The sequence below is a fragment of the Candidatus Clavichlamydia salmonicola genome, from assembly GCF_015356765.1.
Lineage (GTDB): Bacteria > Chlamydiota > Chlamydiia > Chlamydiales > Chlamydiaceae > Clavichlamydia > Clavichlamydia salmonicola.
Map to the genome: position 1 here is coordinate 1 of NZ_WTCQ01000018.1, position 5,804 is coordinate 5,804.

Below are 5,804 nucleotides of genomic sequence, written 5' to 3' on the forward strand. Positions count from 1 at the left end.
TTAAGATTATCTGTCATGCCTTCAAATAAGATTGTAAATGTCTCTTCATGAGAAAGAGCTTTTTTTTGATCTGTGTAAGGGTCTACATAATTTATAGAAGTGAATTGAAGATGTTCTGAAGTACACAATTGTTGAATAATTTCAAAACTTCTGGCAATTGTTTTTTTTGCTTGAAATAATGTGGTGAACGAAGTGTATATGCTAGTTTTTAGTCGATAACTTAGTGTGTAGTAAAAGGTTTGTTGAAGAGGATTATTGTTCTTTGGTTGTTTTAAAGAAGAGACAGCAAACAGAGGAATCATGCTTTGTATACAAATTGGTTGTGATTTTACATTGCTGTATTTTTCACTTAATACGTGTGTGTGGTTATTTGTTATAGTTAGGGGGATTTCTTCTAAGACAGTAGGAGTATTACTATTAGGTAAGGAGATGTCAGAGTTTTTAGCCCACTGTTTTTTAACAATAATTTGTTTTGAGGTGTCTTGATATGTTTGTAATAGCATTTTCAAGATAGAGGGAGATTGTTTTACAGGAATTTTATCTTTTAGTTGATCAGAAATCAGTTTTAAGGAAGTTTCGATCGCATGTTTGGATTGATGTGTTTTAGTTTCCTTTAATACATCTGGGTAATAGGTGGATAGAAAATTAAGATTATCTGTCATGCCTTCAAATAAGATTGTAAATGTCTCTTCATGAGAAAGAGCTTTTTTTTGATCTGTGTAAGGGTCTAGATAATGTATAGAAGCGAATTGAAGATGTTCTAAAGTACACAATTGTTGAATAATTTCAAAACTTCTAGCAATTGTTTTTTTTGCTTGAAACAACGTGGTGAACGAACTGTGTATGCTAGTTTTTAGTCGATAATTTAGTGTGTAGTAAAAGGTTTGTTGAAGAGGATTAGTCTTCTTTGGTTGTTTGAAAGAAGAGATAGAAAACAGAGGAATCACGCTTTGTATAAAAGTTGATTGTGATTTTACATTGCTGGATTTTTCACTTAATACATGTATGAGGTTATTTTTTATAGTTAGGGAGATTTCTTCTAAGACAGTAGGAGTATTAATATTAGGTAAGGAAATGTCAGAGTTTTTAGCCCACGCTTCAATAGCTTGTATTAGGTTGTCTAAAAGTGGATTTAAATTTATCTTCCTTTTTATCATTAATGCGTCGTTGTAATATTTTTGATAATATAAAGAATTTTCTACTACTCCTTTGTATAAAGTTTTTACTAATTCTTCATTAGAAAGATACTGATGTTTTTTTTGTAGTATTTTTGGCCATTGACAGAAGGCAGCTTGTTTTTTAGTAGGGCATAATAGAGCATGGGCATGTTTAATAAGAATGCTTAATGTTTTATAAATGTGATAACGAAGCTGAGATTTTTTACTATTTTGTTTAATTTGATAGGACATTTTGTAAAAAGGTCCATTTGTGTGTGGGGTATTAAATTTTCTAAGTAAAAATATAGGAGATTTGAAGGATTGCTTTGGACTAGAGATCAGGCTTTCTGTAGTAGATGTAGAGCTTGATGATGCGCAAGAATTTTCATCTATTTGGATTAAATCTAATGTGCTTAATGGTTGTGTTTTTTTTTCAACATTTAAAGACATAGAAGAGGTATCTTTAGAATCGATGGATTTTGTTTCTTGTATGCTAGTTTCACTGAAGCCAGCTGACTGTAGTGCTAAAGATACTTCGTTAATAGCTAAAAGATGATCATTAGATAATATATTTCTTTCATTTACATTAGGTAATAAATTAGTTAAAAACTTTTGGTTTTGAAGGAATGCTAGTAATATTTTAAGAGTATTATTCCATGAGGAAGTGACTGATGCTGATGAAGTATTAGGCTTGAAATAGTGAAGATGATTTTCCAAAATAATCCCAATGCCTTCATGCCAAAGATTTAAATAACTAGAAATATCACTAATATCACGCATTTCAAGAGTGAAATATGTTGTTGCTTCTTTTATTTCAAGGATCGGAAGGTTAGATAAGGTAAGAGAACTTGAAGGTATGGGCTCTATATGAGATTCAGATAAAGTCCTTTTAGCTATTGAAGTAAGAGCTGTTACTTTTCTTTTTCCTAATATTAAATTTGTTGAAGAAGGGGCTTCTAAAAAAGGTTCAGGAACTACTATTGGTAAGGGCTGTATAAATAAATTCGAATCGGCTGTTAATAGACATAAATTCATGGAGGATTGGAGGGTATTTAAAGAATCTTGAAGATCTAGGTCTAACTTGAAATCACATCCTTGTTCTATTATAGGGCCAATTACATCTTGTAAAAGGATTAAAATATTAGTATGAAAATTAGAGCTTAATGAAAATGATGAAGGAACAGAAGTACAGGGGAGCTGTTTTTCTAAGATAGTTTGAATTAGGTTACTTAAAGAGGAAATTTTTTCAACTGTTAATGTTGCTTCAGTTTCTTCAATTATAAAGCTTTCTTTTGTATTTGAAGATGACATAGGAAGATGATTTAATGTAAAATAAGGCATAATTAAAATAGTTAGTTGTTATTGTTTTTTTTCTTCTGATTTTGGATATAAGTCACTCAGGGAGTAGTTTGAGGGTTTTTTAATAAATCATTAAGTATATGAGCTGTTTTTTTAATTATAACTTTATCCTTAAGTTGGTCTGTAATAAGGCTTAGTGTTTCATCAAGAACTACTTTTGTATTATTTTTTTTGCTTTTTTTTAATATTTTAGGATGATTTTTTGATAAAAATTTTAAATTTTCAGACATTCCTTCATACAAGTATGTAAATACCTCTTCTATAGTAAGGCTCATTTTTTTCTTTGTATAAGGGTCTAAAAATTTAAATGTGCTTAATTGAGAATGACTAGGGTTACAGATTGTTTTAATCATTGCATTCATTTTTAAGAGTAATTTTCTAATATGAAAATAGACTATGGTTTGTGGTCTATAGCTTTTTTTAGATCTATAAGTTAGTGTGTAGAATAATGTTTTTTTAAGAGACTTGGAGTTTTTAGGTGATGTTTTTAAAGTAATTAAGAATAGAGGGATTATGATATTTTTTTTAACAGTAATGACAGCTTTCTTTAATAGTGGAGTTGATTTTGTTTGTTTCAATTTTTCAGGATGGTTTGTTATATCTTTAAAAATATCTTCTAATAATTGAGCGTTGTCAATTTTAGGTAAAATGAGGCCTAAAGTATTAGCTGAAGCTTGAATACTATTTAGTAAGTTTGTTAATGAAGTTACTAAGTTTTCTTCATTTTTTCTTATTAATGCATCAAGGTGATATTTTTGGCAATAAAGGAGGTTGGCAGTAATGTTTTTGTGTAAAATTTGCAATAACGCTTCATGGTTAAGGTTTACAATAGGGATTTGAGGGCATTCTGAATATGGGTGAAAATAAATTAACTGGTGAGGTGAATTTAGTAACTCTTGAACATTTGTCTCAAGGCTTTTTAATGATTTTGTTATGCCAAAACGTAGCTGAGCTGTGTGGTTATTTTGCTTAACTGCATAATGTAATTGATAGTATTTTTTTCTAATTGCAGGATTATATAATTTATTAACAGAAAATAAAGGAGCAAAGAATGGAGGCATGGCTGAGGGTATAGAAGATGTTTCTTTTACAGGTTTATAATGTAGTGAAGATGGCCCAGGTTGTATACAAGATTTTGCGTTTATCTGTTGGATAGCAATTTCGCTAAATCCAGAAGATTGCAAAGCTAAATAAATTTCATTAATAGATAGGCTATGATCTTTTTTTAACATATTTATTTCAGCTGAGCTAGGAGCTAAGTCAGTGAGAAATTCTTGTTCTTGAAGAAAAATTAATAATAATTGTAGGGTGTCATGCCATAAGGTGGTACCTAATGTTAATGGCATAGAACGATCTAGATGATAAAGTTTATTTTCTAAGATAATATGAATACAATCATGCCAATGGCTGAGGTGAGATGAACTATCAGAGATATTACAGTCATATATAGTAAAGTAAGGTTTTCCTTCTTCTATTGCAATGACAGGGAGATTAAAAAGTAGCAGAGAATCTGAAGTTGATGGCTGTAAAGATGAAGAAGAAGAGGTAGAGGAATTATTTATAGGTAACTCATATTTTTCTTGATTAACTGCATGAAAATATGATGAAGGAGATGAGTGATCTAAAGAAGGTTCTGTAGGCATTATTTGCAGTGGCTGCATAAATGATGAAGACTCATTTTTTAATAAAACTAAATTCATAGAAGCTTGCAAAGTATCTAAAGCTTTTTTGATTTCTATTGTTGAATTTAGTGAGGCTCCTTGTTCTAGTATAGGTCCAATTACATCTTGTAAAATAGGTATAATATTTGTATGTGCAAGAGGAGCTATGTGAAATGAAAAGGGGGCATAAGTACAGGGTAGATTATGTTTTAGAATGGTTTGAATTAATTTACTTAAATAACAGATTTTTTCAATAGTTAATAGCTCGCTAGTTTCTTTAACAACAAAGCTCACTACCATTGTTGAGGATGGTGCATGAATATGATCGAGTGTAAAGTAGGGCATACAGTCTATGCAGTGAAATAAAGATAGCTGATGTTAAATAAAATTGTTTTTGTTTGGAATAAATTATTATTTTTAAATTAAATAGTTAACATTTTTTTAAACTGCAAAAAAATAATACTTTGAAAGATTATTTAATTATGTATGTTTAAATAGATGAAGAAATCCTTTGAAAAGGAGAAGCTTTAGGTTCATTATTTTTTAATGAGCCTTTCTCTAATGATAATACAAGGTCTACAACAAGGTTCTTATGAGCTGTGGTAATAGCAGCAGATCTTTCTGGATCATCAATTAATACAAGAAGACTGGATTGTTGTCTCATTAGCTTAAGTAAAAAGCTAAGAGATTGCTGATGCCATGCAAATTGGGTATAAGATACAGAATTTAAAAATTCATCAGTCAGTTGATAAATAAAATGAGTAAGTACAAAATCAATGGCCGCATGCAAATGAAGAAAATAGTTCATAAGGGATTTAACAGGTTTTTCGACTAATATATAGCGATTATATTCAGAAGATACTTCTATGGTAGGAAGGAGGTAATTAGAGGAATCTGATACAGATGAAGTTGTTTCAGTGAATATAGGAAAATTTGATGTAGAAATAGAGTAGCTAAGATCAAATCGCGAGTACCATAGCTTGTAGGGAGGGTAATAAACTGAGGATAGGTTAGAGGCTGGCTCAACTACATTAGAGGATTGATTGGGGTCAAAGTCATCAGGGGATATTTCAATGATAGGGAGTGAAAAAGCAGTGCTATCATCTAAGAATGAAGGAGACAAACTTGGGGAAAAAGCAGTGCTATCATCTAAGAATGAAGGAGACAAACTTGGGGAAAAAGCAGAGTAAGGACATTCATTAGCTAAGGGAGAAGTAGTTCTTTGTAATGATGAGCTATGGTCGTTTCTAACTGTAGGGAGTGGTTGATTAAATAAAGAAAGATCTTCTGTTAAAATGGAGTTGAGCAGATCAGTTTGTAAATTGTTTGCAATATCGACATCTTTGGGGTCTGTTAAAGAATTTTTGCAAGCAATTACTAAGGGCAAGGTGACATCACTTAAAATGTTAAGGGCATTAGTGTGCATATCAAGGGCTAAAGGAAACGAAGAAGGTACTGAAAAACAGAGTAACTTGTTACTTAAAATTTCTTGAGTCAACATGGTTAATTCTTGTAAATGTTGAGGTGTAAATAGATCTTTACTTTCTTTAACCATAAAATATTTTGTTTTGTTTGGAGAATTCATTAAAAAATAATCTAGTGTAAAATAAGGCATATAAAACAAAAT

3 protein-coding genes are annotated in these 5,804 nt (G+C 30.6%); all 3 read right to left on the bottom strand.

The genetic code is table 11. The features are described from left to right. Window positions 1-2,498, bottom strand: a 2,498-nt coding sequence (locus CLAVI_RS05455) for a hypothetical protein (RefSeq protein WP_194844588.1), incomplete at its 3' end; no start/stop codon positions are given. Between the two features lie 56 nt (window positions 2,499-2,554). Further along, window positions 2,555-4,522 (bottom strand): hypothetical protein, encoded by a 1,968-nt coding sequence (locus CLAVI_RS05460; RefSeq protein WP_194844589.1) that lies wholly within the window; start codon window positions 4,520-4,522, stop codon window positions 2,555-2,557. Between the two features lie 145 nt (window positions 4,523-4,667). Next, on the bottom strand, window positions 4,668-5,804 hold a 1,137-nt coding region (locus CLAVI_RS05465; RefSeq protein WP_228547653.1), incomplete at its 5' end, for a hypothetical protein.